The sequence below is a fragment of the Pandoraea anapnoica genome (assembly GCF_902459765.1).
Lineage (GTDB): Bacteria > Pseudomonadota > Gammaproteobacteria > Burkholderiales > Burkholderiaceae > Pandoraea > Pandoraea anapnoica.
Genome location: NZ_CABPSP010000007.1, coordinates 163147 through 187978 on the forward strand (window position 1 = coordinate 163147; position 24832 = coordinate 187978).

Here is a 24832-nt window from a genome sequence, read left to right on the forward strand (position 1 = left end):
GGCACTGAGCGCGCGTGAACGCATTTCAAGTGAAGTCAAGTGAAAGGTAGGGCGCAGCAAGCGAAGTGACGGCGTCGTGGTCGATGCATTCGGCGCGACGCCGGCAGCAACGTCCGGCAGGTCTTTGCCGGACGCCATGACAACTAGACGTGGGGCGCCGCCGCAAAACACTCGCGGCGCACAAGAAGGTGATGTCGGCAGGGCCCGGGCAGGGTGCATCGGCGATGCTGTTGACGCTTTCGATCTCTGTCTCGTGTTCCGTACGCATCACCCCGCAGTCGAGCAGCAAGGACAACCGTTGTTTGCAACACGTGTTTGTTGGATTGCGCGCGGACACCCGTCCGCTTTTTCACCCGGGGGGGATCATGAACACTCACCGCTTTTTTCCCGTTGCCGCTATTCCGTTGGGGGTACTGCTTTTCACGCTATCGGCCCAGGCTCAGGAGCATACGGACCCATCGCCGGATAACCGTCTCCAGATGTTGATGGACATGGTTGACCGGCAGCAGCGGGAAATTTCTTCTTTGAAGCAGCGCCTCACGGATATCGAGATGGCGCAACGCGGTCGCGGTCTGACCGCGTGGGATACCGCGCAGATTGCGCAAGTCTCGCCGGGCGACGGCTCGGCCGCCGGCTCCGCAGGCACGCCCGGTGGCGGCGCTGCCGGGGCGGCCGGACCGACCTCGGCCACGCCCATTGGCGAGACGCAGCAGATGCAGAAGAGCGAGAACGACTCGCAGCGCACGCCTGCCGAAGAAGCCGTCGTTCAGGCGCAGCACGCGCCGTTGTTCGATCGCAAGCTCACCATCGATGCGGGTATCAGCTACAGCTACTACGACCGGCGCCAACTGGTGCTGAGCGGCTTTCTCGCCCTCGACGCCATCTTCCTCGGTCAGTTGAACCTCGGCCAGACCAAGGCCAATGTGTGGACGTTCGACGTCAACACGCGTTACGGGGTAACCGACCGGTTGAGCGTGGCGTTCGACGTGCCCTACCTGTACCGCAACTCGGACTTCATCTCCGGCGGGGTGGGCGGTGCGGCGTCGTCGATCAGCGACATCAGCAAGAACTCGGCGAATATCGGCGACGTGAATGCGTCGTTGTATTACCAGCTCATGAAGGAAAACGCCAACTGGCCCGATATCGTGGCGTCGTTGCGCGTGACCGCACCGACCGGCACATCGCCGTTCGGCATCAAGCTGGGTACGCCCGATCCGACGAACAACAACCTGACTACGCCGTCGCGGTTGCCAACGGGTAACGGCATCTGGGCCATTACGGCCGGTCTGTCGTTCCTGCGCACCTACGACCCGATCGTGTTGTTCGCGAACGTGGCGTACACGTACAACGTGGCGAAGACGTTCGACGACATTTCCACGATCGAAGGCACGACGCAGCCGGCCAAGGTCAAGCTTGGCGACATCGTGCAGGTGGGGGCTGGGATGGCACTGGCGCTCAACGACAAGACGGCGCTGTCGATCTCGTATTCGACGGCGATCTCGCGTGCAACGAAGACGGCCACGCCGGGCGGACCGTGGACGACAGTGGCAGGAAGTACGACCAACGCGGCGTCGCTCAACTTCGGCATCAACTACGCCATCAACAAGCACTGGACGGTCAACGGTTACGTCAATGCTGGCATGTCGCCGGACGCACCGAACTACGTGATCGGGGTTCGTTTCCCGTACACGTTCTGAGGCTTGATCGGATAGGAGAAATCAGCGAGCGGCCGCAGATCCCATGCGGCCGCTTGCGTTGACCTTGAGGTTCGTGGCCATCATGCCGGTCGTCGTCTGCGACATTGAGGAAACGGCAATCGTCGTGCGCGGCTGCGCGGTGGCAGGTAGCGAGGCCTGAGTCGGTTTGGGCGACGGGGCGGGCGGAATCACTTCGTCCCAGAGACGGACATTATTGGCAACGGTCGTCGAATTGACGGGGGCGATGGTAGTCGGACCGGCGTTGCCGATGCTGGTGACCAGACTTCGCGATATGTTTGCGGCATGGGTGCTGGCGAGCAAGGCATCGCTCACTGTCGCCGGCATACCGCCGACGCCGACGACGTCGGCCTGCGCGGTACTCGCAAAGCACGCGGCGGCAAGACAAAACACCGCACTGCGCGTCGTGCTGACGGAAATTTTGAACATGGCGTGCCCCCCGGCCTCCGCAGACTGTCCTCTCAGACTTTTTGTATTTTATTGCGTCAGGTGAGAAAAGAAAGGGGAAAAAGTAATAGCGGAATTTCCGAAATTTGAGTAAATAATTTACGCAAATTGCGGATTGTCGCGCTGAGGCAACAGGGATAAGGCTCCGCGAGAAACGGATTCGCCGCCACGCGGGCTTAGCGCATAAACTGCCTTGAAAGCAAGATGACGCCTTATGCGTAAACCGTGACAAGCGCTGGAGGATTTCTTCGGTTTTTGTCCTGTTAAGAACAATGCCAAAGGCGCGGTTCGTTCGAAAAAAAAGCGGGGCGGCGGCATGGGGATGCCGACCGGAATGACAGGGGAAATCATGCGTGTGCTGGTCCTAGGTGAGGCTGCCGCCTGGCTGAGCGGCCTCCAGGTCGCGTTGCAAACCGAAGCGAACGCGACGCCACCGGTCTTGCGTCACGTCGAAAGCGTGGCGACGCAGGACTGGGTATGGCTGCGCGAGTTGCCTTCGCGTCGCGTGCTCGTACTCGATGAGTCCGTGGCGCGAACGCCCGCGCTCGACACCTTGTGCTCGGCGGCCGCCGAGTGCGTTCCCCCTGTGCCGGTCATCGTGGTCGGTGATGCGGGTTTTCCCGATGAGATCATTCGCTGGCTGCAAGCCGGCGTGACGGCGTGTCTGCCTTGGCCGAACTCGGTGGCGCGTATTCGTTCGGTGTTCGACCTGGCGTTCTCCGGTGGGCGTTTCGTGCCGGAAGAGGCGCTCTCGGCGTTGCTGGTGCTGTGGCGTCAGGAGGCTTTGGGCGAGGCGCTGCCGCTTTCCCGTCTGCCGGTGTTTCCGCTCGGCGGGGACAAGGCGACGCAACTCGCCGAGTCTGCGTTGCTCGGCATCTCCCAGCGGCAATACGAAATTCTGGCGCTGCTCTCCCGAGGCCTGTCCATCAAGACCATTTGCCAGCAACTCGTGATCTCGGAAGGCACGGCGAAGACGCACGTCTCGGCGCTTTACCGGCGTCTTGGGGCGCGCAATCGTGGCGAGGCCATCTATATTGCAGCGCAACGTGGCGCGCGTCATCTGTTCGAGACGTGATCGATCGCTCACGCGCATCCCCCGTTGTATCGACGCTGAGTCGGCGCAATCTTCGGAATCGACGACGAACTGCATCGGAATCGTCCGGGATTGCCCTTGAGACTATTGGCCGATCGCCGACTGCCGAATTACTATACGAACTTCATTTGCCACCCATATGCACGGATGCGGCCTTCATGGCAGCGTCCCGAACTCGACGGTGATGGCCGTCGACGAGGCTCAGGAGTCCAAGCGTTGTCCAAGTCGTCTACGCCGTTCGCATCCACTTCGCCACAGGGCGCCAATGCGTCTGCGGCACCCGCCCATCAGTCTTCCGACGCGTCCCGTCAAATTTCCGAATCGGCCAATGCGGCAAAGCCGTCAACCGGTATGCCCGGCTTTGGCGCGCTCGCTGGCGTGAAGGTGCTCGAACTTGGCACGCTCATCGCCGGTCCGTTCGCCGCGCGCATGCTGGGCGAATTCGGCGCGGAGGTCATCAAGATCGAAGATCCGCAGCACGGCGATCCGTTGCGCAAATGGCGCAAGTTGCACCCCGACGCGGGCGGCACGTCGCTGTGGTGGGCCGTGCAGGCGCGTAACAAGAAGTCGGTGACGATCAACCTGAAGTCGTCGGAAGGTCAGGCCATTGTGCGCAAGCTGGCTGCACAGGCGGACATCGTCGTCGAGAATTTCCGCCCCGGATTGCTGGAGCGTTTCGGATTGGGCTACGAACAGTTGTCTGCCGACAATCCCGGGCTGGTGATGGTGCGCCTGTCCGGTTACGGTCAGACCGGCCCGTATCGCGACCGGCCGGGGTTCGGCGCGATTGCCGAGTCGATGGGGGGATTGCGGCATATCACGGGCTATCCGGAGCTGCCACCGCCGCGCATCGGCATTTCCATCGGCGACTCGATTGCCGCACTGCACGGGGTGATCGGCGCGATGATGGCGCTGCATCACCGCAACGTGAATGGCGGCCGAGGGCAGGTTGTCGACGTTGCGCTTTACGAAGCCGTCTTTAACCTGATGGAGAGCGTGGTGCCCGAGTACAGCGTCGCAGGGATGGTGCGCGAGCGCACCGGGGCGTCGCTGCCGGGGATCGTGCCGTCGAACACCTATCCGTGCGCTGACGGCATGATCGTGGTGGGCGGTAACAGCGATCCGATTTTCAAGCGGCTGATGCATGCCATTGGCCGTGCCGATCTCGCCGAGGATCCGGGCCTCGCGCATAACGACGGTCGCGTGCCGCGCACGCAGGAGATCGACGACGCCATCGGCAACTGGACGCAAATGCGTCCCATCGACGAAGCGCTGGCGGTGCTGCAGGGCGCGGACGTGCCCGCGAGCCGGATCTACACCGTGGCCGACATGTTCAAGGATCCGCAGTTCATCGCGCGCCAGATGATCCAGCGCCATACCTTCCCGGATGGCACGCCGATCGATCTGCCGAACATCTCGCCGAAGCTCTCGGAGACCCCCGGACAGACCCAGTGGCTCGGCCCGGAACTCGGCGCGCATACGGACGAAGTGCTTGGGCAACTGGGTTATGATGCCGGGCAAATCAAAGCATTGCGTGAGAGCGGCGTCATCTGACACAGCACTACGCGCAAAGCGCCACGGCCGCGGCAACGACCGCGTCCCGTCATAAAGCACGTCGAATTTACAAAGAAAGAACGCTGCAACCACGGAGACAACAACACCATGCAAAGACGTCAATTCGTCACGGCACTGGCCGCGACTGGCCTGATCGGCGCAGGCATTCGCCCCGGCTTCGCGCAAAACAGGCTTGAGAAGACCAAGGTCGCGATTGCGGTCGGCGGCAAGAACCTGTTTTATTACCTGCCGCTCACGATTGCCGAACGCCTGAACTATTTCAAGGATGAAGGCCTCGACGTCGAAATCTCGGACTTTGCCGGTGGCTCCAAAGCGCTGCAGGCGCTGGTCGGCGGCAGCGCCGATGTAGTGTCGGGGGCTTACGAGCACACGATCTTGTTGCAGGCGAAGAACCAGTACATCCGTGCATTCGTGCTGCAAGGCCGCGCGCCGCAGATCGTGTTCGGCGTGTCGAACAAGACGATGCCGAACTACAAGTCGATTGCCGACTTGCGCGGCAAGAAGATCGGTGTGACCGCACCGGGGTCGTCGACCAACATCATGGCGAATTTCGTGCTGGCCAAGGGCGGCATCAAGCCCAATGAGGTCGCGTTCGTCGGTGTGGGGGCGTCGTCCGGTGCGCTTGCCGCGATTCGTTCGGGCAACATCGACGCCATCGTCAACCTCGACCCGGTCATCACCATGCTGGAGCGCGACAAGGAGATCCGCGTGATCTCGGATACGCGCACGCTCAAGGAGACGGTCTCGGTGTTCGGCGGCAATATGCCCGCCGGTTGTCTCTACACCAACGAGTCGTTCATCCAGAAGAATCCGAATACGACGCAGGCCCTGACCAACGCGATGGTGCGTGCGTTGCGCTGGCTTCAGACTGCCGGACAGGCCGACCTGATCAAGACGGTGCCCGAAGCGTATCTGCTGGGCGACCGCGCGTTGTATCTCGATGCCTGGAGTCGCGTGAAAGAGGCGATCTCTCCCGACGGTCTGATTCCGGCAGATGGTCCGGCGACGGCGCTGCGCACGTTGCAGGCGTTCGACGAGACGGTCAAGGGCAAGACGATCGATCTGTCGAAGACGTTCACGAACGAGTTCACGAAGAAGGCCGACGCCAAGTACAAATGATGACTGCGCCGGCTCTGAGTTTCGACAGTATTACGTGCACCTTTGTCGCCCGCGACGATCGCTCGAAGCGTTATACGGCCGTGGCCGACACATCGCTCGACATTGCACCTGGCGAGTTCGTTTCGGTCGTCGGGCCGACCGGGTGCGGCAAATCCACGTTGCTCAATGTGGCCGCGGGTTTGCTCACTCCGTCGTCCGGATCGATCAAGGTCTTTGGTGAGCCGCTCAAGGGCATCAATTCGCGTGCGGGATACATGTTCCAGGCTGAAGCGCTAATGCCCTGGCGCAACGCGATCGACAACGTGACCGCGGGACTGGAGTTTCGCGGTGTCGCGCCGGAGGAAGCGAAGGCGCGTGGACATGAATGGCTCAAGCGCGTGGGCCTGGGCGGTTTCGGTGATCGATATCCGCATCAGCTCTCCGGCGGCATGCGCAAGCGTGTGGCCATGGCACAGACGCTGATTCTCGATCCCGACATCATTCTGATGGACGAGCCGTTCTCGGCACTCGACATCCAGACGCGTCAGCTCATGGAAAACGAGTTGCTGGAGTTGTGGGCCGCAAAACGTCGTGCGGTGCTGTTCATCACGCACGACCTCGATGAGGCGATCGCGTTGTCCGACCGCGTGGTGGTGCTGGCCGCAGGGCCGGGGACGCACCCGATCGGGGAGTTCCGGATCGATCTGCCGCGTCCGCGCGACGTGGCGGAAATTCGTAACCATCCGCGCTTCACCGAGTTGCACGCTCAGATATGGGACGTGCTTCGCGAGGAAGTCCTCAAGGGCTACGCACAACAGTTAAAGGCGGTCTGAGTGGTCGCGTGGCAAATCGGCGGCATTCTCACGGTCTCGCTGAACTGGCTGAACTGGCCGGGGTGGCTCGACTGGATGGACTGGTTCGATTTGCCGGACGGCTTTGGCCTGTTCGACTGGCTGGTCTGATGACCGGTCCGGCCGCACGTCTGATATTCCCGGAATTCGTTCGTCATGCGTAATCGTTCCATCATGCGGTACCTGCGCCTGTGGCAATGGCTGCTGCTGGTCGTGGCATTTCTCGTCTGGTATGTCCTCACCAGCCCGACGCTGCTGCCCGCGTTCTATTTCGATAGCCCCGACAAGGCGGCTTTCTTCTTTGGCGAGCCGCAGAAGGTGCTGCTTCAGGTCTGGCAGTGGTTCGCCAGCGGGGAGATCTATCTGCATCTGGGCGTCACGTTGCTCGAGACGGTGCTGGCGTTCGCCATCGGTACCGTGTTCGGACTCGGCGTGGGGCTCTGGCTGGCGCTTTCGCCGAGCGCAGGGGCCTTGCTCGACCCGTACATCAAGGCGGCCAATTCGATGCCCCGGGTGATTCTCGCGCCGATCTTCGGCGTGTGGTTCGGGCTCGGTATCTGGTCGAAGGTGGCGCTAGGGGTGACGCTTGTGTTCTTCATCGTCTTCTTTAACGTCTATCAGGGCGTGAAGGAAGTCAGCCCGGTGGTGCTTGCCAATGCTCGGATGCTGGGTGCCAATCAACGTCAGTTGTTGCGCCGTGTGTATTTGCCCAGTGCAACCAGTTGGGTGTTCTCCAGTCTCCATAACTCGGTCGGACTCGCGTTCGTCGGTGCGGTGGTTGGCGAGTATCTGGGGTCGTCGCGTGGCGTCGGCTACCTGATCTTGCAGGCCGAAGGCACGTTCGATATCAATGCGGTGATCGCCGGGGTGCTGATTCTCACAGCCTTTGCGCTGGTGCTCGATGGGCTCGTCGGCGTCGTGGAGCGGCGCCTCTTGGTCTGGCAACCGCAAGCCGGAGAGACCGAAAAAATGTAACCGAATGTGACGGAATGACGCCATGGAGCGCGGGGGGTGGAACGCCACCGATGCCTTGATGGCGTCATATCCGAGCACCTTTCCTCGGTTACAATTGCCGCATGCGAATCCTGCTCAGCAACGACGATGGGTATCAGGCGCCAGGCCTGGCCGCGCTCTACGAAGCGTTGGCGCCGCTTGGCGACATTACCGTGGTGGCGCCCGAACAGAACTGTAGCGGTGCGTCCAATTCTCTGACCCTGCAACGGCCGCTCTCTGTCTTCAAAGCGCCCAATGATTTCACTTTCATCAACGGCACGCCGACCGATTGCGTTCACGTGGCGTTGACCGGGCTACTCGACGAGCGGCCCGATATCGTGGTCTCCGGTATCAACAACGGGCAGAACATGGGCGAAGATACGCTGTACTCCGGTACGGTGGCAGCGGCGACCGAGGGTTTCCTGTTCGGAATCCCTTCGTTCGCCTTCTCGCAAGTCAATAAAGGCTGGGATCACCTCGACAGCGCGGCCCGTGTGGCGCGCGAGGTGGTCGAGCGCTATATGGAGCGGCCGCTGGGCGCGCCCTTCTTGTTGAACGTCAACATTCCCAATTTGCCGTATGAGCGCCTCAAAGGCGCGCTGTCGACGCGTCTTGGGAAGCGACATCAATCGCAGCCGGTCATCCGTCAGGTGAATCCGCGCGGTGAAGCGATTTATTGGATCGGTCCGGCTGGCGACGCGCGCGACAGCAGCGAAGGCACTGATTTCCATGCCGTGGCGCACGATTACGTCTCGGTCACCCCCTTGCAACTGGATCTCACGCATACCGCACGACTTGGCGTTGTGCACGATTGGCTGGCCAGCGCAGGGGTGGCCCAACGATGACGACACCGCCGAAGCGTTTTCCTCTCCCTCTGGCCGAAGTGATGACCCGCCGGCAGCGCAAAGCGCCGGTGCTCGACAAGGCGTCGCGTGCGAGCCCGGCCGGTGCGCCGCCCGCCGCGATGACGCGTGGTGCGTCGCAAGCGAATCAGGGAAGTGGGAAGGCGTCGACCGGCGGTAGCAGTAACAATTTGCGGGTGGCGTCGACACCGATGGCGGGTGCGTCCGCGCGACCCGCTGGTGCACAGACCTCGCACGCGGTCGTGCCGAAGGGTTTGGCGCGGCCGGCCGTCGCGCCGCACGCGCAACCAGCACCGCACGCCTCGCACGTCGTTAAACACGCACCGAAGCCGGCAGCCAAGGTGCACGGTGCGGGGGTTGGCCAGAAGGGCGGTTCCGCTGGCGGCGCCGTGGGCAAAGGCACAGCCAAGTCGATGACGAAGGCGGCCGCGACGCCAGTCGGGACGGCCAAGCCTTCAGCGGGCGTAGGCGCGGGGGCCATGGTGCGTACGAATACTGCGTCGGTCCTGAATTCGCCGGAGGGTATCGGGCTGACATCGGAGCGCGTGCGTGCACGCATGGCTGAACGCGTCGCGGCATCGGGCGTCAAACACCCGGGCGTGCTGGCGGCGCTTGCCACCGTGCCACGTCATGGCTTCGTCGACGCCGCGCTTGCCAATCAGGCTTACGAGGATGCGGCGCTTCCCATCGGGCATGGGCAGACGATCTCGAAGCCGTCGGTCGTGGGGCGCATGATCGAGCTGCTGCTCTCGAGCGGACGTCCGCTGGAAAAGGTGCTGGAAATCGGCACCGGATGTGGATATCAGGCAGCGGTGTTGTCGTGTGTTGCGCGGGACGTGTACTCCATTGAGCGGGTTCGTCCGTTACATGAACGTGCCAAAGCCAATTTGCGTCCGTTGCGCGTGCCGAATATTCGCCTGCATTACGGCGATGGGCGGCTCGGATTACCTGCGGTCGCACCATTCGACGGCATCGTGATCGCTGCCGCCGGCCTGGAAATTCCGGACGCGCTGGTCGATCAGTTGGCCGTCGGCGCACGGCTTGTCGCCCCGGTGGGCGGCGAGCAACAAATTTTGACCCTCATCGAGCGCATCGGTGCGCGCCAATGGCGCGAGACGCAGCTTGATAGGGTGTTATTCGTCCCCTTAAAATCGGGCATCATTTAAGCCCGTCGGGTCTATTCTGCGGAGGAATTGAGTGAATTTGCGAGCGGGTTTCCAACAACGCGTCGCCAGTGTCCTGTTGCTGAGCATGCTGGCAGCGTGCGCATCGCGACAAGTCGGGGCGCCGGTCGTCGACCGTACCGTAGGCGGTACGACGACCGACAGCAGTCTGCCGGGCGCGACTGCGCCGGTGATCGACAATACGCCGGTGCCGCCGGGTTTCTATCGCGTCAAACCGGGCGACCGCCTGTACCGCATCGCGCTGGAGAACGGGCAGAACTACAGAGATATCGCACGCTGGAACAATATCCAGAACCCGGATCAGATCGAGGTCGGTCAGGTTTTGCGCGTGAAACCGCCTGCTGGCGACACCGGTACGCCGCTGCCGCCGCCGGTGGCCAGCACACCGCCGACCAATGGCAGCAGCCCGGCTGCCGTGGTGCCGCCGCCTGCGACGTCGTCTAGCGCTACCGCGCCTTCTGCAGTCTCCAGCGGTGCGCTACAACTGTCGTGGCCGGCCGCCGGCAACATCATCGGCCACTTCGACGACTCGAAGAACAAGGGCGTGAATATCGGTGGCAAGGTTGGCGACGCCGTCTTTGCCGCAGGTGCAGGCAAAGTCGTATATTCGGGGGCGGGTCTGCGCGGCTATGGCAACCTCGTCATCATTAAACACGACGGGACCTTCTTGACGGCGTATGCGCACAACAGCAAACTGTTGGTCAAGGAAGGCGACTCCGTGACACGGGGTCAGAAAATTGCCGAAATGGGCAACTCGGATGCAGATCGCGTGATGCTGCACTTCGAGGTGCGTAAAGATGGCAAGCCTGTAGATCCGGAGAAGTATTTGCCGCCTCGATAAAATAGGCAGGGTCGAATGCTCAAGAGAAAGCGTCGCACTTCGCAAGAGGAAGACCTCGCTGTCCCGGAGTCCGATCAGGAAGCAGACGATCGGCAGTCTCGGCAGGATGAGGACGTGGACGACGCTTTCGACGAGCGCGAGGCGGAGGATGATGACGCCTCGTCATCCGAGGGGGAAGGGGAGGCGTCCTCTTCCACTACCGGACGCAAACGCAAGTCCGCCGACGCCGACGACTTCGGCACTGTGCTGCAGGCCGAACTCACGGCCGACACCGTTCAGCACTATCTCAATCGCATCAGTGTCAAACCGCTGCTAACGCCTGCGGAGGAGCTCGACTACTCTACGCGCGCGCAAGCAGGCGAATTCGCGGCGCGTCAGGTCATGATCGAGCGCAATCTGCGACTCGTCGTGAGCATCGCGAAGGGGTACCTCAATCGTGGCGTGCCGTTGCTCGATCTGATCGAAGAGGGCAACCTCGGTCTGATGCACGCCATCGAAAAGTTTGATCCGGGGCGTGGTTTCCGTTTCTCAACGTACGCCACCTGGTGGATCCGTCAAAGCATCGAGCGCGCCATCATGAATCAGGCGCGTACGGTGCGTTTGCCGGTGCACGTGATCCGGGAACTCAATCAAGTCTTGCGCGCGAAGCGTCACCTTGAGAAGAGTGCCGCTTATGTCGATGGTGGCGAGCAGCGCGACGCGCGCATCGAAGACATCGCCGATCTGACGGGGAAGACACCCGACGAAATCACCGATATTCTTGCGCTCAACGAGCATGTGGCGTCGCTCGACGCCCCGCTTGAAATCGACCCTGGCAGCAGTTTGCTCGATCTGCTTTCCGACGATCGCAGCGAGGCGCCGGAACACGAGGTTCAGCATCGCGAACTGGAAGACCTCATGCGGCTGTGGTTGTCGCGTCTGTCGACCAAGCATCGCTATGTCATCGAACGCCGATTCGGACTCAACCGTGTCGAGCCTGCGACGCTGGAAGAACTGGCCGACGAAATGGGCCTCACGCGTGAGCGCGTGCGCCAGATCCAGCAAGAGGCGCTCGTGAAGCTCAAGCGCTATTTCGCCTCGAACGGCGTGCGCAAGGACGCGGTGCTCTGATATTCGGTGCGCCACCGTCGCGTGCGTGGCCGTTACTTGCTGCTCATTTCTCTGATGCGTCGGCGTCGAATGCCGATGTTTTCTGATTTTTTCTTCTGATTTTCATCATGCCATCTCCCGTTCTCGTCTTCGATATTGAAACGATCCCAGATGTCGATGGCCTTCGCAGGCTTGAGCCCGCGTACGCCGGGCTGTCGGACGACGCCGTTGCCGAAGCGGCATTTGCTGCCCGTCGCGAAAAAGTGGGGCACGACTTTTTGCCGCTGCATTTGCAACGCGTGGCGGCGATCTCCTGCGTCTTTCGCGACCGCGACGGCTTTCGTGTGAAGTCGCTGGGCACGCTTGAGGACGGGGAGGGGGCGCTGGTGTCCGGCTTCTATCGCACCATCGAAAAGTACGCCCCGCAACTCGTGTCGTGGAATGGCGGCGGTTTCGACCTGCCCGTGCTCCACTATCGCGCCATGATTCACGGGATTTCCGCGCCGCGATACTGGGACCTGGGAGAGGACGATCGCGAGTTCAAATGGAATAACTACATCAGCCGTTATCACCAGCGCCATCTGGACCTGATGGATGTGCTCGCTATGTATCAGGCGCGCGCAAACGCACCCCTGGACGACCTCGCCAAGCTGTGCGGTTTCCCGGGTAAGCTCGGTATGGACGGCAGCAAAGTGTGGGAGGCGTATCGCGACGGCAAGCTAGAAGAGATCCGAAATTATTGCGAGACCGACGTGGTGAATACGTATTTGGTCTATTGCCGGTATCAGCTAATGCGCGGAGGCCTGCGTCAGGCTGAGTATGAGCAGGAGATCGAATTTGTGAAGCGCTCGCTTGAGCAGGAGCCTGCTGCACACTGGAAGGAGTATCTCGGCGCCTGGGGGTAATCCGTCGCACGCTTGTCCCGCACTTTCGTCTCGCACCTTCGTCCATTTCGGCGATTCGGGCGATTCGGGCGGGGCGGCCAACATTGGCCGTGTCTCACTTGCGGACGAATCGATTAAAATGCCGGGTTTGCTGTCGCACATGAGAACAAAGACGTGACCCGCTCCTCCCGAAACTCCTCGCGCGGCCGGCCCAGTGCCGAGCCCGGCATCATCGATATCGAATCGCTCGACATGGAAGCGCGCGGCGTTGGCCGCACCGCACCCGAGGGCGAACCGGGTACGCCGGAATTCAAGCCCGGCAAGGTCATTTTCGTCGAAGGCGCACTGCCTGGCGAGCGCGTCACGTATCTGAGCTATCGCCGCAAGCCCAAATTCGAGCAGGCGGAAACGGTGAACGTGCTTCGGTCGAGTCCGATGCGTGCCAAACCGCAATGCCCGCATTTCGGCAAGTGCGGCGGATGCTCAATGCAGCATCTGGAGCCGCGCGCGCAGATCGCCATCAAACAACGTGTTCTCGAGGATAACCTCGCCCGACTCGGGAAAGTTAAAGCCGAGTCGATGCTTCGTCCGATTCAGGGCCCGGACTGGGGTTACCGCTTCCGCGCTCGCCTGACGGTGCGCTACGTGCCCAAGAAGGGCGGTGTGCTGATCGGTTTCCATGAGCGCAAGAGCAGTTACGTCGCCGATATGGATTCGTGCGAAGTGTTGCCGCGTCACGTGTCGGACATGTTGGTGCCGCTGCGTCGTCTGGTCGAATCATTGTCGATTCGTGAGCGTCTGCCGCAAATCGAACTGGCGATCGGTGCCGATGTCACGGCGCTAGTGCTGCGCATTCTTGAGCCACTGACGCCTGCGGACGAAGACAATCTCCGCGCGTTTGCGGATGCGAATCACGTTCAGTTCTGGGTGCAGCCGAAGGGGCCGGACACGGCCGTGCCGTTCTATCCGCTCGAACCGGAACTCCATTACACGCTGCCGGAATACCAGATCCGGATGCCGTTCAAGCCGACGGACTTCACGCAGGTCAATCATCAGATCAATCGCGTGCTCGTGCATCGTGCCCTGCGTCTGCTCGCGCCTCAGTCGAACGAGCGCGTGCTCGATCTGTTCTGCGGGCTGGGCAACTTCACGTTGCCGCTGGCACGTCGTGCCGGTACGGTGATGGGGATCGAGGGCAGCACGGCGTTGACCGAGCGTGCACTGGCTAACGCGCAACGCAACGGCGTCGCCGAGCGGACGGAGTTCGCGTGCCGCAATCTGTTCGATATCACGGCGGACGATATGCGTGCGCTCGGCGCGTTCGACCGCTATCTGATCGATCCGCCGCGCGAAGGCGCGCTGGCGGTGTCGAAGGCGCTGGCCGAGCTGGCGCAGCAAGGGTACGAAGGTCTGCCCAAGCGTATCGTGTACGTCTCTTGCAGCCCGGCGACCTTGGCGCGCGACGCTGGTTTGCTGGTGCATGAGGCTGGATATCGTTTGACGCTTGCGGGTGTCGTCAACATGTTCCCGCACACTTCGCACGTGGAATCGATGGCCGTCTTCGAGCACGAGAGCATCGGGCAGCCGTGGGTGCCGCGCGTGCGCATGTCGGGCGATGCGGAGGATGTCATCGAGGGTGCCGCCGACGAGGGTGTCGAAGCGATTGCCGGCGCGGCCGGTGGTGAGGGTGTGATCCACGAGAACGTCTGAGTGTTCGACGGCGGGCCCGGTCGGACGGGCCGGGATATCGCGCGCCGGGTGGGCGATGGCCCACCGCGAATCTGAGCCCGCCAAAGAAAAAGCCAGTCTCGAAGGACTGGCTTTTTTATTGCTGCTGGTCAGCGGCGCTAGCGGTCAGGCTGACCGCCGGCCGTTGGTTCTCCGCTTAGTTGCGGTTGCCGCCCAGCACGCCGAGGATGGCGAGCAGGTTGGTGAAGATGTTGTACAGGTCAAGATAGATCGCGAGCGTCGCGGTGACGTAATTCGTTTCGCCGCCGTTCACCACGCGCTGCACGTCGAACAGGATGTACGCCGAGAAGATCGCGATGGCGAGGACCGAGACCGTCAGCATCAGCGCCGGCAGATGCAGCCAGATGTTGGCGATCGAGGCGAGCAGGATCACGATCACGCCCATGAACAACCACTTGCCCAGGCCGCTGAAGTCGCGCTTGCTGACCGTGGCCACCGTTGCCATCACGGTGAAGATCACGGCCGTGCCGCCGAACGCCAGCATGATAAGCGATGCGCCGTTCGAAAAGCCCAGCACGAAGCTCAGCAAACGCGTGAGCATCAGGCCCATGAAGAACGTGAAGCCGAGCAACAGTGCCACGCCGACGCCGCTATTCTTGAAGCGCTCTATCGCGAACATGAAGCCGAAAGCAATCGCGAGGAACAGGATCACGCTGACCATCGGGCTGCCCGCAAACAGCGCGAAGCCATAAGTCACACCCAGCCAGGCGCCCGCAATCGTCGGCAGCATCGACAGTGCGAGCAGCCAATACGTATTACGCAGCACCTTGTTGCGCACCTGTGCGGTCGCGACGCCCCCCGTTCCGCCGTAGCCGAAGCGTTGGAAATCCTGGTTCATATATTGTGTTCTCCGTGGTCGTTGTGCCTGTTGGCGGGGCCGGCAGGCGCCTGATGACGCATACGATGACCGGCAACCCTTGCCGGCAAATCCCCCGCAGCCGTTGGTCTGGCTTGTCGTCGAAGTGCAAGGATACCGAAATCTCCCGCGGAAAGCGCTCGGACGATTCGTGAAATCTCGGGGCAAAAGTCCCAATTTCAATCGATCGTTGCGCCCTTCAACCCTCCCATCGAGGGAAGGTGCTGGAATCACACCCTTGTGTCAACTTCGCGAAAAGCCGGATCGTCCCGGCCGTCCTGCGTTTGAGCGGTACGCGCACCGTAGGTTCCATCCCCATCATAACAGCCTTCGTGCTACAATTACGGGTTCATGTTGGTTACATAACTGCTTAATTTTTTGGAGTTTTTCATGGCAGTCGAACGCACTTTGTCGATTATCAAGCCCGATGCCGTTGCTAAGAACGTGATCGGCCAGATTTACAGCCGCTTCGAAGCCGCCGGCCTGAAGATCGCCGCTGCCAAGCTGGTGCACCTGTCGCGCGCCGAAGCCGAGCAGTTCTATGCCGTGCACAAGGAGCGCCCGTTCTTCAAGGATCTGGTCGACTTCATGATCTCGGGCCCGGTGATGATTCAGGCCCTGGAAGGTGAAAACGCCATCGCGAAGAACCGCGAACTGATGGGCGCCACCGACCCGAAGAAGGCAGAGAAGGGCACGATCCGGGCCGACTTCGCCGACAGCATCGACGCCAACGCCGTGCACGGTTCGGACGCTGCTGAAACGGCCGCTGTGGAAGTGGCTTTCTTCTTCCCGGGCATGAACGTCTACTCGCGCTAAGCCGCGTATAGTCGCTCAATCGCAGGAAGTTACCGAAGGGATGTTGACGGACCAGGGCCATGACCAACCTTACGAATCTGCTTGATTACGATCCGGACGGTCTGGCCGCCTATTGCGGCACGCTCGGCGAAAAGCCGTTCCGTGCTCGCCAGCTCCAGCGTTGGATCCACCAGATGGGGGCCGCCGATTTCGACGGCATGACCGATCTGGCCAAGTCGCTGCGCGAGAAGTTGAAAACGCGCGCGCACATCGCCGCGCCTGCCGCTATCACCGACCATCTGTCGGCGGACGGTACGCGCAAATGGCTGCTGGACGTGGGCAACGGCAATGCCGTCGAGACTGTCTACATCCCTGAGGAGACGCGTGGCACGCTTTGCGTTTCGTCGCAAGCGGGCTGCGCTGTCAATTGCCGGTTCTGTTCGACCGGCAAGCAGGGTTTCTCGCGCAATCTGTCGCTTGGCGAAATCATCGGTCAGTTGTGGATGGCTGAGTTCGCATTGCGCCGCGATCTGGGGCGCGAAGGTAAGAACGAGCGCGTTATCACCAACGTGGTGATGATGGGCATGGGCGAGCCGCTGCTCAATTTCGACAATGTGGTCGGCGCCATGCGCTTGATGCTCGACGACAACGCCTATGGGTTGTCGCGTCGTCGCGTGACCTTGTCGACGTCCGGTGTGGTGCCGATGATGGATCGCCTCGGTCAGGAGCTGCCCGTGGCGCTTGCCGTCTCGCTGCACGCGCCGAACGACGCGCTGCGCGATGTGCTCGTGCCGCTCAACAAGAAATATCCGTTACGCGAACTGATGGGCGCGTGCGAGCGTTACCTGGAAGTGGCGCCGCGCGATTTCATCACGTTCGAGTACTGCATGCTCGACGGTGTGAACGACACCGAAGCGCATGCGCGCGAGCTTGTCGCACTCACACGCGACGTGCCGTGCAAATTCAATCTGATCCCATTCAATCCGTTCCCCGAATCCGGTCTGCTGCGCTCGAAGGATCCGCAAATCAAGCGATTTGCGCAGATTTTGCTCGACGCAGGCCTCGTCACGACGGTGCGCAAGACGCGCGGTGACGACATCGACGCCGCCTGTGGTCAGCTGGCTGGCGAAGTGCAGGATCGCACGCGGCTTGCACAGCGCGGCAAATTCGGGAAAATCGCGGTCGAGGTGCGTAGCGTATGAGGCTGCGCATGGGCGGGCGTGGACCGTGGCGAGGGCCGTCGGCCCCGCACGTGCCATGCCTTGCGTCGGATCAGTCGTGCACTAAAGCATTCCTTGCGCGGGGCGCGTTTCGCGTTCCGCGCAATTTCGTCAGTGACGTGCAAAATCGCCCGATGCGCCGCGCAGATCTTCACGCCGCGCGCACGGGGGACGATGCAGCGAAACTGTCGCGAGCATATCCTCAGCCGCTGCGGGCGGCTGCTTACGAACGGGGGCGTATCGATGGATAACCAGAATCAGGCGGATGCAGGCGGGCAAACCGGGGCTCAAGGCCAGGACTTGCCGCAGGGAGCACCTGCCGGATGGGCTGAGCTGGGCGCGCAAGTGGGTGCGCAACTGGCCGCTTTGCGCGAGAAGCGTGGCATGTCCATCGAGGACGTGTCGGCGCGTTTGAAGGTCTCGGTGCAGAAGCTCAAGCGTCTCGAAGCCGGCGAGTGGGATGCCTTGCCGGAAATGCCGTTTATTCAGGGGGTGGTGCGTAGCTACGCGCGAATGGTTGGGGGTGATCCCGAACCGATGATCGAATCGCTGCGTCGCGTGAGCGGCGCGGCGCCGGTCCCCATCGATATCCCGCAACCGCAGTCGGGGCAGCCGAGCATTCCGAAGAGCCCGGTGCGCTTCCGCTCGCCGGTTGCAGCGTCTCAGGCCAAGTGGCCCTGGGCACTGGCTGCGCTGGTCGTGATCGCGGGGGCAGCATGGTACTTCGGCAATGCCCACAAGGCCGGGCGCGGCAGCATCGAGGCGGCTGACCTGGCAAGTGGTGCGTCGGCACAAGGTGCGGCAGATGCCGCTGAGCCGGCGAGCCAGCCGGTGGTCGCCGACGCCAACGGCACGCCGCCGGGGGCAGAAGGCGGTGCGGCCACGAACGTCGCCAATGCGACGAACAACGGTAATACGGAAAGCACGGTCAATAACGCATCGGCCAGTGCGGCGGCTGCAGGCCCGGGCCTGATCGCTGCTGTCGATCCGACACACGTGGTCGCCGGGATCGCGAGTGCTGCGGCCGCGACGAGCGTGGCCGCACCTGCGGCGCCGGCCGAGACGAAGGCGTCGAGCGCCGCTACGCCGGGTAATGGCAAGATTGCGTTGCATCTGAAGGCAGACAGTTGGGTGGAAGTGCGTTCGAAGGACGGCAAGGTGCTGTTCTCCCAACTGATGCGTGCAGGTGCCGAACAGGAAATTACGGGCGATGCGCCGCTCAAGATCGTTGTGGGTAACGTCGCGGGCGTCGAATCGCTGGAATTCAACGGTCAACCGGTCGAGATCAAGTCCCGCAATGCGGGCAATGTGGCGCGTCTGACGCTCCAGTAAGACCGAAAGAGGGTAATCATGGCTTCTGTAGAATGCATGCCGATCATCGGTGGTCCGGCCCCCCGCCGTCAGTCCCGCAAGGTCGGGATTCGCTGGGGCGGTCAATTGGTGACGGTTGGCGGCGATTCGCCGATTCGCGTGCAATCGATGACCAACACCGACACGGCGGACGTGATCGGTACGGCCATTCAGGTCAAGGAGCTGGCGCAGGCCGGCTCCGAACTCGTGCGGATCACGGTGAATACGCCGGAAGCTGCCGCTGCCGTGCCGCATATCCGTGAGCAGCTCGATCGCATGGGCGTGATGGTGCCGCTGGTGGGCGACTTCCATTACAACGGCCATAAGCTGCTCGCCGACTATCCGGAATGCGCTGAGACGCTGTCGAAGTACCGCATCAACCCGGGCAACGTCGGGCAGGGCGCCAAGCGCGACACGCAGTTCGCGCAAATGATCGAGATGGCGATCAAGTACGACAAGCCGGTGCGTATCGGTGTGAACTGGGGCAGCCTGGATCAGTCGTTGCTCGCTCGCATCATGGACGAAAACGCCGCGCGTGCCACGCCGTGGGACGCGCAGAGCGTGATGTACGAAGCGCTGATCACGTCGGCGCTCGAATCGGCCGAACTGGCGCAGCGCGTGGGTCTCGCGGCCGACAAGATTCTGCTGTCGTGCAAGGTCAGCGCGGTGCAGGACCTGATCGCGGTGTACCGCGAACTGGCCAAGCGTTGCGACTATGCGTTGCACCTCGGTTTGACCGAGGCAGGCATGGGCTCGAAGGGTATCGTCGCCTCGACGGCCGCGCTGTCGGTGCTGCTGCAAGAAGGCATCGGCGACACGATCCGTATTTCGCTGACGCCGGAACCCGGCGGCGCGCGTACGGGCGAAGTCGTCGTGGCGCAGGAAATCCTGCAGACGATGGGCCTGCGTGCGTTCGCGCCGATGGTGATTGCCTGCCCGGGTTGTGGCCGTACCACGAGCACGGTGTTCCAGGAGCTGGCATCGAATATTCAGACATACCTGCGTGAACAAATGCCGGTGTGGAAGGCTCAATATCCGGGCGTCGAGAACATGAACGTCGCGGTCATGGGCTGCATCGTGAACGGTCCGGGCGAATCGAAGCACGCGAACATCGGCATCAGCTTGCCGGGTTCGGGCGAATCGCCGGCTGCGCCGGTTTTCGTCGACGGCGAAAAGGTGCGCACGCTGCGTGGCGATCACATCGCCGAGGAATTCCAGCAGATCGTCGACGATTACGTGAAGACGCATTACGGTCAGGCGGAAGGTGCAGTGGCCGCTTAAGTCGGTATGCACGAGCTTGCACAAAGCGCGCCAACACACCGGAGCAGCACGTCGCAGGGACGCAGGCAGAACACAAGAGAATATGACTGACGCAAAGAAGAATCGCCTCGCCAAACTGGCCGGGGTCAAAGGCATGAACGACATCCTTCCGCAGGACGAAGCCCTGTGGGAGTTTTTCGAGGAATCGGTGCGCGCCATGTTGCGCGCCTACGGCTATCAGCAGATCCGTACGCCGATCCTCGAACAGACCCAACTGTTCACGCGCGGTATCGGTGAAGTGACGGACATCGTCGAGAAAGAGATGTACAGCTTCACCGATTCGCTCAACGGCGAACAACTCACGATGCGTCCGGAAGGCACGGCGGCAGCGGTTCGCGCAACGCTCGAACACAATCTGCTGTACGGTGGCCCGAAGCGTCTGTGGTACTTCGGCCCGATGTTCCGTCACGAAAAGCCGCAGCGCGGCCGCTATCGTCAGTTCCATCAGGTCGGCGTGGAAGCCCTCGGCCTGGCGGGCCCGGATGCCGACGTCGAAATCATTCTGATGTGCCAGCGTCTGTGGGACGATCTCGGTCTGACCGGTATCCATCTCCAACTGAACTCGCTGGGGCAGGGCGAAGAGCGTGCGCGTCACCGTGCCGATCTGATCGCGTATCTCGAAAAGCACGTTGATCTGCTGGACGAAGACGGCAAGCGTCGCCTCTACACCAACCCGCTGCGCGTGCTCGATACGAAGAACCCGGCGATGCAGGAAATGGTCGAAGGTGCGCCGAAGCTCATCGACTATCTCGGCGAAGCATCGATCAAGCACTTCGAGGGCGTGCAGTCGCTGCTTAAGGCGAACAACATCCCGTTCACGATCAATCCGCGTCTCGTGCGCGGTCTGGATTATTACAATCTGACCGTGTTCGAGTGGGTGACGGACAAGCTGGGTGCGCAGGGTACGGTTGCCGGTGGCGGTCGTTACGATCCGCTGATCGAGCAACTGGGTGGCGATGCTACGCCGGCGTGCGGTTGGGCGATGGGCGTCGAACGTATTCTCGAACTGCTGCGTGAAGACGATCTCGTGCCGCAGGCCGAAGGGGCTGACGTCTATGTCGTGCATCAGGGCGAATCGGCCGTGGCGCCGGCGCTGATCGCAGCGGAGCGCATGCGCGATGCGGGTCTGAACGTGGTGTTCCATTGCAGCCCGGACGGCAACGGCAGCAGCTTCAAGTCGCAAATGAAGCGCGCGAACGCCAGCGGTGCCAACTTCGCCGTCATCATCGGTGAGAACGAAGTTGCGTCGGGCACTGCCGAAGTCAAGCATCTGCGTGCCGCTGAGCAGACGAATAACCAGACAAGCGTGCCGTTCGACGGCCTCGCCGAGTATCTGATCGACGCAATCGTCGCCAGTGCCGACGAAAGCGTGAACGAAAGCCTGGCCGATGGCGGCGCAGGCAACGAAACGCTTCATTAATCCATGACGCCAGACACGGAGAACCCCGGCGAATGAGCAGCTATCACGAGGAACAGGAACAGATCGAGAACGTAAAGGCCTGGTGGAAGCAGTACGGCAATTACGTTATCTGGACACTCGTCGTCATCATGCTGGCCTATGGCGGCTGGAACCTGTGGCGCTATTACGAGCGCAAGCAGGCGGTGGAGGCCGGTGTGCTGTATGGCGAGCTGGAAACGGCTGTCGACGCGAAGGACAAGGCGAAGGTTGCCCGTATCGCATCTGATATGGAAAGCAAGTTCAGTGGCACGCCGTATGCGCAGATGACCGCGCTGCTCGCCGCCAAGACGCTGGCCGATGCCGGTGACACGGCAGGTGCAAAGGCACAACTGCAATGGGCCGCGTCGAACGCCAAGGACGACGAGTACAAGCAACTGGCCAAGCTGCGTCTGGCGGGTGTGCTGCTCGACGAGAAGGCCTACGACGAAGCGCTCAAGATGCTCGACAACCCGCCGGCGCCTTACGCTGCGCTGTTTGCCGATCGCCGGGGCGATGTACTTGTCGCCCAGAGCAAGGTGGCCGACGCGCGGACCGCTTACAAGCTGGCGCTCGACAAGCTCGATAAGCAGGATTCGGGCATGCGCCAGTTCGTGCAATTCAAGCTCGACGCGCTGGGGGCCTGACGCGCGTCGGCATTCCGTTGGCAAGTATTACCCTCCCATAACGCATAACCGGGTACATGATGATCCTTAACGACTTCCGTCGATCGATGCCGCAAACGGTGGCCATGTCACAGTCCGTGCAGGTCGCCCAGACGGTTTCGCCGCGCCGTGGCATTTTCAAGCGCGCGAGCACCGCTGTGCTGACGCTGGCAGTGTTGGGCACGCTGGGTGGTTGCGGGCTGTTCGGCAGCAAGCCGGCGCATGAGCCTACGCCGCTCACGGAGATCAAGCAGGCGCTGACCGTCAAGCAGATGTGGACGGCGAGCGTCGGTAAGGCAGGCGCCTACAGCTTTGCGCCGGTTGCCGTGGGCAATGCCGTGTTCGCGGCTGGCGCGAACGGCAGCATCGTGCGCGTGGATGCGGAAACGGGAGCGTCGACCTGGTCGGCCAAGGCGGATACGAACATCACCGCAGGTCCGGGCAGCGACGGCGAGACGACGGTCGTCGCCACTCACAAGGGCGATGTAATTGCCTTCGATCACGACGGCAAGCAGTCGTGGAAGGCGAATGCGGGCAGCGAAGTGCTGACGGCGCCGCTGGTGGGACGTGGTCTGGTGGTGGTGCGTGCCATCAACAACCGTGTGACCGCGTTCGATTCGGGCACGGGTTCGGTGCGCTGGTCGTACTCGCAACCGGCAACGTCGCTTACGCTGCGTACCGGCACCGGCATGGCGTTCGTGGGTGACCGTTCGGTCATCACAGGATTCCCGGGCGGCAAGCTGGTGGCGCTCGACGCCAATACCGGCAATCCGCAGTGGATCACGCCGCTGTCGTACCCGAAGGGTGTGACGGAAGTCGAGCGTGTGAATGACGTCACGGGCTCGCCAGTCGTGTTCGGTCGTCAGGTGTGTGGCGCGACGTTCCAGGGCCGCGTGGGCTGCGCCGACGTGCAGACCGGCAACGGTCTGTGGGCGCGCGATTTCTCGTCGCCGAATGGTGTTTCGCAAGACGAGCGCGTGGTGGCTGCGGTGAATACCGATGGTGCCGTGTACGCGTTCAACGCTGCCGATGGCAGTACACTGTGGCAGAACGACAAGCTCAAGTACCGCGACCTGTCGGCGCCCCTGGCGCTCGGCCGTGTGGTGGTCGTGGGCGACAAGCAGGGCTATCTGCATTTCCTGTCTCGCGACAACGGCGAACTCCTCGCCCGCGTCAAGCTGAGCGGAGCCATCAGCGCGCAGCCGGTCATCGCCGGTCAGACGCTGGTTGTGCAAACCCGCGACGGCAACATTTATGGCTTCCGTCCGGAATAACCGGTAACCGGCAAGCACCCGGGCATTTTCCGGGAACGGCCGGCAGCGCGCCGGCCGTCTTCGTTTTTAGGGCTTATTCATGAAACCCGTGATCGCGCTCGTAGGGCGCCCCAACGTCGGCAAATCGACGCTATTCAACCGTTTGACCCGCTCGCGCGATGCACTCGTCGCCGACATGCCCGGGCTCACGCGCGACCGTCACTATGGCGAGGGGCGTGTTGGCGAGCATCCGTATCTGGTGATCGATACCGGCGGCTTCGAACCCGTGGCCAAGGAAGGCATCTTCCACGAGATGGCCAAGCAAACACGTCAGGCCGTGGTCGAAGCCGATGTGGTGATCTACATCGTGGACGGCCGCCAGGGCCTGACTCCGCAAGACCAGATCATCGCCGACTATCTGCGCAAGACGGGGCGCAAGATCATGCTCGTGGTCAACAAGGCCGAGGGCATGAAGTATTCCGCGGTCGCGAACGACTTCTACGAACTCGGTCTGGGTGATCCGCTGGCGATTTCGGCCGCGCACGGCGACGGCGTGAAGGAAGTCATCGACGAGGCCATCGCGCCGTTCTATGCGAATCCGGACGAGAATGAGGACGATGACAAGCACGATGGCCGTGTGAAGATCGCCATCGTCGGCCGTCCGAACGTCGGGAAATCGACGCTGGTCAACACGCTGCTGGGTGAGGAGCGCGTGATCGCGTTCGACATGCCGGGCACCACGCGCGATTCGATTCACATCGACTTCGAGCGTCAGGGCAAGAACTACACGCTGATCGATACGGCGGGTCTGCGCCGTCGCGGCAAAGTGTTCGAAGCGATCGAGAAGTTCTCGGTGGTGAAAACGCTGCAATCGATTGCCGATGCGAACGTCGTGATCCTTATGCTCGACGCCCGCCAGGATATTTCCGATCAGGACGCGCATATTGCTGGCTTTATTCTGGAGTCGGGCCGTGCGGTGGTCGTGGGCGTGAACAAGTGGGACGGGCTGGACGAATACACCCGCGACCAGGCGAAACAGGAATTGGAGAGAAAACTCAAATTCCTCGGTTTTGCGAACTTCCACTTCATTTCCGCCGCAAAGGCGACGGGCATTGGTCCGTTGATGCGTTCGGTGGACGAAGCGTTCGCCGCAGCGATGACGAAGTTGCCGACGCCGAAGCTCACGAAGGCGCTGATCGAGGCCGTGGAGCACCAGCAGCCGCGGCGTGCGGGCTTCTCGCGTCCTAAGTTGCGCTATGCCCACCAGGGGGGCTCGAATCCGCCGATCATCGTCATTCACGGGAACAGTCTGGATGGCGTGACCGATAGCTATCGCCGTTACCTTGAGAACCGTTTCCGCGAAACTTTTAAGTTGAAGGGCACTCCATTACGCATAGAGTTCCGCAACAGCGCGAACCCTTACGCCAAGGGCGAGTGAAAGCCCGCCTGGGGCGGGGTTTTGCTGGCGACGCTAGCAAAATCGGCTATAGTGTGGAAGTCAGGGTGGGAAGCGCGCACACGCCCTGGCTTACGGTCATTTGCTAAAAATACAATGG

General features: G+C 61.9%; 24 protein-coding genes. 21 read left to right on the forward strand and 3 right to left on the reverse strand.

Translation table 11 applies throughout. From position 1 onward, the window contains the following. Positions 1-365 precede the first annotated feature (365 nt). On the forward strand, positions 366-1697 hold the full coding sequence (locus tag PAN31117_RS13385) for a hypothetical protein (RefSeq protein ID WP_174990947.1): 1332 nt from the start codon (positions 366-368) through the stop codon (positions 1695-1697). Positions 1698-1718: 21 nt separating this feature from the next. Here the strand turns inward: PAN31117_RS13385 and PAN31117_RS13390 are convergent, their stop codons facing one another. After that, the gene (locus tag PAN31117_RS13390) at positions 1719-2144 is read right to left on the reverse strand and encodes a hypothetical protein (RefSeq protein ID WP_150738614.1); all 426 of its coding nucleotides are present in this window, start codon (positions 2142-2144) and stop codon (positions 1719-1721) included. A gap of 117 nt (positions 2145-2261) precedes the next feature. Next, on the reverse strand, positions 2262-2513 hold the full coding sequence (locus tag PAN31117_RS13395) for a hypothetical protein (protein ID WP_150738615.1): 252 nt from the start codon (positions 2511-2513) through the stop codon (positions 2262-2264). On the opposite strand from PAN31117_RS13395, the gene PAN31117_RS13400 reads away from it, so the two are divergent. From PAN31117_RS13400 to rlmD, 12 genes are all read left to right on the forward strand, one after another. Beyond that, a complete protein-coding gene (locus PAN31117_RS13400) occupies positions 2512-3237 on the forward strand; it encodes a response regulator transcription factor (protein ID WP_150738616.1) in 726 nt (241 codons plus the stop codon). The two genes, PAN31117_RS13395 and PAN31117_RS13400, sit on opposite strands and share 2 nt — an antisense overlap. A gap of 369 nt (positions 3238-3606) precedes the next feature. Next, positions 3607-4809, forward strand: a complete 1203-nt coding sequence (locus PAN31117_RS13405) for a CaiB/BaiF CoA transferase family protein (RefSeq protein ID WP_150738700.1) — start codon at positions 3607-3609, stop codon at positions 4807-4809. Between the two features lie 108 nt (positions 4810-4917). Further along, positions 4918-5949, forward strand: a complete 1032-nt coding sequence (locus tag PAN31117_RS13410; protein ID WP_150738617.1) for an ABC transporter substrate-binding protein — start codon at positions 4918-4920, stop codon at positions 5947-5949. Continuing rightward, a complete protein-coding gene (locus PAN31117_RS13415; protein ID WP_150738701.1) occupies positions 5949-6761 on the forward strand; it encodes an ABC transporter ATP-binding protein in 813 nt (270 codons plus the stop codon). The genes PAN31117_RS13410 and PAN31117_RS13415 overlap by 1 nt, the downstream gene beginning before the upstream one ends. Continuing rightward, on the forward strand, positions 6762-6890 hold the full coding sequence (locus PAN31117_RS27725) for a hypothetical protein (protein WP_281349174.1): 129 nt from the start codon (positions 6762-6764) through the stop codon (positions 6888-6890). Between the two features lie 45 nt (positions 6891-6935). Then, positions 6936-7754, forward strand: a complete 819-nt coding sequence (locus tag PAN31117_RS13420) for an ABC transporter permease (protein WP_150738618.1) — start codon at positions 6936-6938, stop codon at positions 7752-7754. 101 nt (positions 7755-7855) lie between these two features. Continuing rightward, positions 7856-8617, forward strand: a complete 762-nt coding sequence (gene surE / locus PAN31117_RS13425) for a 5'/3'-nucleotidase SurE (RefSeq protein WP_039399092.1) — start codon at positions 7856-7858, stop codon at positions 8615-8617. Positions 8618-8826: 209 nt separating this feature from the next. Further along, on the forward strand, positions 8827-9801 hold the full coding sequence (locus PAN31117_RS13430) for a protein-L-isoaspartate(D-aspartate) O-methyltransferase (protein WP_442417693.1): 975 nt from the start codon (positions 8827-8829) through the stop codon (positions 9799-9801). Positions 9802-9886: 85 nt separating this feature from the next. Beyond that, a complete protein-coding gene (locus PAN31117_RS13435; RefSeq protein ID WP_150738702.1) occupies positions 9887-10660 on the forward strand; it encodes a peptidoglycan DD-metalloendopeptidase family protein in 774 nt (257 codons plus the stop codon). Positions 10661-10675: 15 nt separating this feature from the next. Then, complete coding sequence (gene rpoS / locus PAN31117_RS13440) at positions 10676-11770, forward strand: RNA polymerase sigma factor RpoS (protein ID WP_150738620.1); 1095 nt, start codon at positions 10676-10678, stop codon at positions 11768-11770. A 107-nt stretch (positions 11771-11877) separates the two neighbouring features. Further along, on the forward strand, positions 11878-12654 hold the full coding sequence (locus PAN31117_RS13445) for a 3'-5' exonuclease (RefSeq protein WP_039399083.1): 777 nt from the start codon (positions 11878-11880) through the stop codon (positions 12652-12654). 153 nt (positions 12655-12807) lie between these two features. Next, complete coding sequence (rlmD, locus tag PAN31117_RS13450) at positions 12808-14343, forward strand: 23S rRNA (uracil(1939)-C(5))-methyltransferase RlmD (RefSeq protein ID WP_281349175.1); 1536 nt, start codon at positions 12808-12810, stop codon at positions 14341-14343. 175 nt (positions 14344-14518) lie between these two features. Here rlmD and PAN31117_RS13455 read toward each other — a convergent pair whose 3' ends face one another. Further along, positions 14519-15220, reverse strand: coding sequence for a Bax inhibitor-1/YccA family protein (locus tag PAN31117_RS13455; RefSeq protein WP_150664926.1), 702 nt, complete (start codon positions 15218-15220; stop codon positions 14519-14521). Between the two features lie 408 nt (positions 15221-15628). Here PAN31117_RS13455 and ndk point away from each other — a divergent pair, with 408 nt between their 5' ends. The 8 genes from ndk to der all read left to right on the forward strand — a co-directional run bounded on the left by ndk (position 15629) and on the right by der (position 24714). Continuing rightward, a complete protein-coding gene (gene ndk, locus PAN31117_RS13460; RefSeq protein WP_039399079.1) occupies positions 15629-16054 on the forward strand; it encodes a nucleoside-diphosphate kinase in 426 nt (141 codons plus the stop codon). Between the two features lie 59 nt (positions 16055-16113). Then, entirely contained in the window at positions 16114-17235 is a 1122-nt protein-coding gene (rlmN, locus tag PAN31117_RS13465; RefSeq protein ID WP_039399078.1) for a dual-specificity RNA methyltransferase RlmN, read from the forward strand. Between the two features lie 261 nt (positions 17236-17496). Further along, positions 17497-18585, forward strand: a complete 1089-nt coding sequence (locus PAN31117_RS13470; protein WP_174990948.1) for a helix-turn-helix domain-containing protein — start codon at positions 17497-17499, stop codon at positions 18583-18585. An 18-nt stretch (positions 18586-18603) separates the two neighbouring features. Further along, positions 18604-19884, forward strand: coding sequence for a flavodoxin-dependent (E)-4-hydroxy-3-methylbut-2-enyl-diphosphate synthase (gene ispG, locus PAN31117_RS13475; RefSeq protein WP_039399076.1), 1281 nt, complete (start codon positions 18604-18606; stop codon positions 19882-19884). A gap of 82 nt (positions 19885-19966) precedes the next feature. Further along, positions 19967-21343, forward strand: a complete 1377-nt coding sequence (gene hisS, locus PAN31117_RS13480) for a histidine--tRNA ligase (protein ID WP_046291602.1) — start codon at positions 19967-19969, stop codon at positions 21341-21343. A 32-nt stretch (positions 21344-21375) separates the two neighbouring features. Next, positions 21376-22005, forward strand: a complete 630-nt coding sequence (locus PAN31117_RS13485) for a tetratricopeptide repeat protein (protein WP_150738622.1) — start codon at positions 21376-21378, stop codon at positions 22003-22005. A 104-nt stretch (positions 22006-22109) separates the two neighbouring features. Next, a complete protein-coding gene (gene bamB / locus PAN31117_RS13490; RefSeq protein ID WP_174990953.1) occupies positions 22110-23297 on the forward strand; it encodes an outer membrane protein assembly factor BamB in 1188 nt (395 codons plus the stop codon). A 79-nt stretch (positions 23298-23376) separates the two neighbouring features. Then, complete coding sequence (gene der / locus PAN31117_RS13495) at positions 23377-24714, forward strand: ribosome biogenesis GTPase Der (RefSeq protein WP_150576863.1); 1338 nt, start codon at positions 23377-23379, stop codon at positions 24712-24714. Positions 24715-24832 lie beyond the last annotated feature (118 nt).

Excerpts from the sequence above, each read along its gene's own strand:
- PAN31117_RS13400 (WP_150738616.1), top strand. The coding sequence starts at position 2,512 with ATGCGTGTGCTGGTCCTAGGTGAGGCTGCCGCCTGGCTGAGCGGCCTC.
- PAN31117_RS13410 (WP_150738617.1), top strand. The coding sequence starts at position 4,918 with ATGCAAAGACGTCAATTCGTCACGGCACTGGCCGCGACTGGCCTGATC.
- PAN31117_RS13405 (WP_150738700.1), top strand. The coding sequence starts at position 3,607 with ATGCCCGGCTTTGGCGCGCTCGCTGGCGTGAAGGTGCTCGAACTTGGC.
- rlmN (WP_039399078.1), top strand. The coding sequence starts at position 16,114 with ATGACCAACCTTACGAATCTGCTTGATTACGATCCGGACGGTCTGGCC.
- PAN31117_RS13470 (WP_174990948.1), top strand. The coding sequence starts at position 17,497 with ATGGATAACCAGAATCAGGCGGATGCAGGCGGGCAAACCGGGGCTCAA.
- PAN31117_RS13385 (WP_174990947.1), top strand. The coding sequence starts at position 366 with ATGAACACTCACCGCTTTTTTCCCGTTGCCGCTATTCCGTTGGGGGTA.
- PAN31117_RS13430 (WP_442417693.1), top strand. The coding sequence starts at position 8,827 with ATGGCGGGTGCGTCCGCGCGACCCGCTGGTGCACAGACCTCGCACGCG.
- PAN31117_RS13395 (WP_150738615.1), bottom strand. The coding sequence starts at position 2,513 with ATGATTTCCCCTGTCATTCCGGTCGGCATCCCCATGCCGCCGCCCCGC.
- surE (WP_039399092.1), top strand. The coding sequence starts at position 7,856 with ATGCGAATCCTGCTCAGCAACGACGATGGGTATCAGGCGCCAGGCCTG.
- PAN31117_RS13390 (WP_150738614.1), bottom strand. The coding sequence starts at position 2,144 with ATGTTCAAAATTTCCGTCAGCACGACGCGCAGTGCGGTGTTTTGTCTT.
- rpoS (WP_150738620.1), top strand. The coding sequence starts at position 10,676 with ATGCTCAAGAGAAAGCGTCGCACTTCGCAAGAGGAAGACCTCGCTGTC.
- PAN31117_RS13445 (WP_039399083.1), top strand. The coding sequence starts at position 11,878 with ATGCCATCTCCCGTTCTCGTCTTCGATATTGAAACGATCCCAGATGTC.
- PAN31117_RS13420 (WP_150738618.1), top strand. The coding sequence starts at position 6,936 with ATGCGTAATCGTTCCATCATGCGGTACCTGCGCCTGTGGCAATGGCTG.
- hisS (WP_046291602.1), top strand. The coding sequence starts at position 19,967 with ATGACTGACGCAAAGAAGAATCGCCTCGCCAAACTGGCCGGGGTCAAA.
- ispG (WP_039399076.1), top strand. The coding sequence starts at position 18,604 with ATGGCTTCTGTAGAATGCATGCCGATCATCGGTGGTCCGGCCCCCCGC.
- PAN31117_RS13455 (WP_150664926.1), bottom strand. The coding sequence starts at position 15,220 with ATGAACCAGGATTTCCAACGCTTCGGCTACGGCGGAACGGGGGGCGTC.
- ndk (WP_039399079.1), top strand. The coding sequence starts at position 15,629 with ATGGCAGTCGAACGCACTTTGTCGATTATCAAGCCCGATGCCGTTGCT.
- PAN31117_RS13415 (WP_150738701.1), top strand. The coding sequence starts at position 5,949 with ATGACTGCGCCGGCTCTGAGTTTCGACAGTATTACGTGCACCTTTGTC.
- PAN31117_RS13435 (WP_150738702.1), top strand. The coding sequence starts at position 9,887 with ATGCTGGCAGCGTGCGCATCGCGACAAGTCGGGGCGCCGGTCGTCGAC.
- der (WP_150576863.1), top strand. The coding sequence starts at position 23,377 with ATGAAACCCGTGATCGCGCTCGTAGGGCGCCCCAACGTCGGCAAATCG.
- bamB (WP_174990953.1), top strand. The coding sequence starts at position 22,110 with ATGTCACAGTCCGTGCAGGTCGCCCAGACGGTTTCGCCGCGCCGTGGC.
- PAN31117_RS13485 (WP_150738622.1), top strand. The coding sequence starts at position 21,376 with ATGAGCAGCTATCACGAGGAACAGGAACAGATCGAGAACGTAAAGGCC.